Origin of the sequence: Paucibacter soli (assembly GCF_037482845.1) — a bacterium.
Classification (GTDB): domain Bacteria; phylum Pseudomonadota; class Gammaproteobacteria; order Burkholderiales; family Burkholderiaceae_C; genus Paucibacter_B; species Paucibacter_B soli.
The window spans coordinates 1-2,886 of sequence record NZ_JBBHJW010000022.1 but is presented as its reverse complement, the minus strand read 5'-3'; the positions used below and the strand labels follow the sequence as shown (position 1 = coordinate 2,886).

General features: G+C 60.4%; 8 protein-coding genes. All 8 read right to left on the bottom strand.

The features are described 5' to 3' along the window. Positions 1-9: 9 nt before the first annotated feature. Positions 10-258, bottom strand: coding sequence for a hypothetical protein (locus WG898_RS25030; RefSeq protein WP_339605498.1), 249 nt, complete (start codon positions 256-258; stop codon positions 10-12). Between the two features lie 14 nt (positions 259-272). Continuing rightward, positions 273-551 carry a hypothetical protein gene (locus WG898_RS25025; protein ID WP_339605497.1) on the bottom strand — a complete coding sequence of 93 codons (279 nt, stop codon included), beginning with the start codon at positions 549-551 and terminating at the stop codon, positions 273-275. Then, a complete protein-coding gene (locus WG898_RS25020) occupies positions 548-802 on the bottom strand; it encodes a hypothetical protein (protein WP_339605496.1) in 255 nt (84 codons plus the stop codon). Before WG898_RS25020 ends, WG898_RS25025 begins: the two co-directional genes overlap by 4 nt. 78 nt (positions 803-880) lie before the next feature. Next, positions 881-1,198: a hypothetical protein gene (locus WG898_RS25015; RefSeq protein ID WP_339605495.1), complete on the bottom strand. Its 318-nt coding sequence runs from the start codon at positions 1,196-1,198 to the stop codon at positions 881-883. An 80-nt stretch (positions 1,199-1,278) separates the two neighbouring features. Beyond that, positions 1,279-1,500, bottom strand: coding sequence for a hypothetical protein (locus WG898_RS25010; RefSeq protein ID WP_339605494.1), 222 nt, complete (start codon positions 1,498-1,500; stop codon positions 1,279-1,281). An 11-nt stretch (positions 1,501-1,511) separates the two neighbouring features. After that, positions 1,512-1,733, bottom strand: a complete 222-nt coding sequence (locus WG898_RS25005) for a hypothetical protein (RefSeq protein ID WP_339605385.1) — start codon at positions 1,731-1,733, stop codon at positions 1,512-1,514. Positions 1,734-1,976: 243 nt separating this feature from the next. Then, entirely contained in the window at positions 1,977-2,465 is a 489-nt protein-coding gene (locus WG898_RS25000) for a hypothetical protein (protein WP_339605493.1), read from the bottom strand. A 19-nt stretch (positions 2,466-2,484) separates the two neighbouring features. Further along, complete coding sequence (locus tag WG898_RS24995; RefSeq protein ID WP_339605492.1) at positions 2,485-2,700, bottom strand: hypothetical protein; 216 nt, start codon at positions 2,698-2,700, stop codon at positions 2,485-2,487. Positions 2,701-2,886: the final 186 nt, after the last annotated feature.

Here is a 2,886-nt window from a genome sequence, read left to right as displayed (position 1 = left end):
CTTTCCGTTCTATGCGAGTTCGATGAACAGATGCCCATCGGTGTTGATCTTCGTCACCCGGCCCGTCGTCCACTTCTCGCCGTGGCTTGCGCGACGGAAGGTGAGCAGACGACCCACCTTCGGGCGGCACCCGCCACGCAGGACGATGTTCCAAGGCTTGGTGCCAACTTTCGCCGGCCTCACAACCGGGCTGACTGGCAGCCCCAACGCCGCTCGCGCCGCTTTGATCCTGACTGCCGTTGGGTCTACCTTGCCCAAGACTCTTTTCTTGGTCAACGCGCTGTGATGTGCCAAGCCTGCGCTCGGAAGCGCGCGCCCTCAAGATCGACGGGCTCCAAACCCTCGATGCGGATTCCCCCTGCTTCGATCCAAGCCACACGAGCACCAACCAGCTCGGCCAGCAGCGTCCGGCCGTCTGCCCCCCAGGCCTGGGCCTTGCCGTCCTTGGCGCTGAAGGACACCGATCCTGCGACTGCCTCGGGATTGGCGACCTGGCTGCCGTCGTCGGTCATCAGCTTGCAGAACTTCATCCGACTCTTTCCCTTGTTCAAGTGCAGGCTCGACGGCCTGCCGAATCCACAATCTCGATGTCTCGATCAAGACCCTTCAGGCGGAATAAGAATCCGACACGCCAGTCCAGATCAGACCCGTGTGAATCGATCCACGCTGAAGCGACAGCCTTTGACGGAAAACACTTGTCCCACCTCGGTACGCCTCCGACCTGCACAAACAGACGCGGACGAGGCAGCTGCTTGATTTCGTCGAAGCGGATCAGTTGGGCTGCTTCATCAGGAGCGTTCATGCCTCTTTCCTAGGCGATGGCCCGCGCGAAAAACGCTCGCAGCCTGTCAAGAATCGACGGACTGGCCTGCCACATTGCCTAGCCGTCATCGGTCATTCCGGTAATCCTCATGTCGTCGTGGAGCCGGTAGTGAAAGCGCGTCACGAGTTTGCAGGGATCGCAGACGCCCACCGCCTCGACGGTTGCGACCGACTCCACCAGGCGAGTCAACCGTCCGGTAACTCTGCCGGGCGCTATGTCCTGCCCGCACCCCTTGCATTGGCCGTCGAAGCACTCCCAGCGCGCGCCGTTCCTGATCCGACGCGCGTCGGCGCACACTGGCGCTGCGTACAGCGGGTGCTTGCCGGCCTTGATGGCGGCTTTGATCTGCTGGTCGAGGGCGGCGTAGGTGCTCACGGAGATAAGCGGCGGTATCGGCGTCCATGTTGTCGGTGCTCCTGGAGGCTTATGCAGTCTTGGCCATTTCTGTTTTCAAATTAGCGACCAATTGCAACCTTACACAAGGTCGTGTCGATCAGGTCTTCAACGTCCTGCCGCCATACCGAAATGCTCGTGGGTGATGCGTAGGCGAGCTGCCAACTCCGATCACCCTTTTCAACGCGAAGAAATTTATAGGTTCGACGGACCTGCCATCCAGCCTCGCGAAGAAGGTCAATCGCCTGCTCAGTGCCAATCACGCGTGCGTCTCCATCGAACATGGATCTTTCCTTCAGTGCGCCGCAGCGCGGGTGTTCCAGCCTTGGACATGACTCGGCACATCCAGGCAGATGACGGGCAGCTTGCCGCCCATGCAGTCTTCCGTCACGCATTTTGCCTTCGGGTTCAACGCGATGTCACCATTGCCGCGAATGCTTGCGGCCGGCTTGGCGCCGCAGAATGGGCAGCGCAGCAGCGAGTCAGCGACGGCGATGGCTTCGATCTTGGACAGCATGAGACTCCTTTCCTAGACTTGCTCTTGGAGGGTGTTGGCCGCCTTGAAACGGCCCAGCCAGATACTGGCGTCCACGCCAGGCTCGTCGGTCGAAACGACCAAGCAAGACCCCATCAGCCCCAGCACCTCATAGGTGTGGCCAACAGTCAAAGGGCTGTATTGGCTTAGGCAACCGTCGGGCGCCTCCACTAGGGTCACTAGATCGCCGCGAGCAAAGTGTGTCACGATGGCTCTTTCCGATGGTCAGGAGACAGCCATTGCGGCGAGGCGCGCAGCGCCGTGCGCCAGCACCTCGACTTCACTACTCGATACGCGACGCAGCATCCCCTTCTTCTCCAAGCCGGAAACGGCACGGCCTTCGGTGTGGTTGTAGGAAACCGTCGAGCCCGCAGCCAGTGCCTTGCCTTCAGCCTCTTTCAGCGCGCTGGCCATGAAGGCGGCCTCACCAGGTGAGAGCTTGATCTTGGCGGCCTGCAGACTCACCAGAAGGCCCTGCGCCTGGGCGTCGTCATAGCCACTCTTCGCCCAACGCGCAAAGGATTCGAGGTCGCACGCGCTCTCTTGACCAATGACGCTGACGTACTCGTAGTTTTGGTCCATCTCCCGCTCGACCTTGGCAGCGAGGATGACATAGCGCACCTTGAGCGGAGAGCCGTCGCGGGCGACAACCTTGCGCAGCCCTGCCTTCCCATCGTGGTAGGTCCGTCCTACCTGAATTTCCTGCACTTTCATGTTCTCTTTCCTTCGTTGGTCAGTAGCCGCGCAGGCCGTGAGCCTGCATCAGCACGGAGGCAGCGGAGCGCTGGGGCTCCACCATGTAGTCCAGCAGGTGTTCGGCATCGTCGCGGGTCACTTCGTTTTGGGCCTCTTGAGCGGTGATGCCGTAGTGCTTGGCAATGCTCGCCAGGATCTCGGCCTTCGAGTTGGCCTCGATGACCGCAAGGAACTTGGCGTTGTTGTTGGGCATGGCTCGTTTCCTTGTTGCGATTCGATGGCTCTACTATATATCCCCATTGGGGATCTTTCAAGTAGGCGGGCGAGATTTCTTTACCAGCTTCGCGTGCTTCGCCTTCAGCTTCTCGTGAACGAGGATCTCGCTAACCAGATTCCAGATCGTCTCGTCCATGTTGCGGAAGTCATTGGAGCCCGCGGG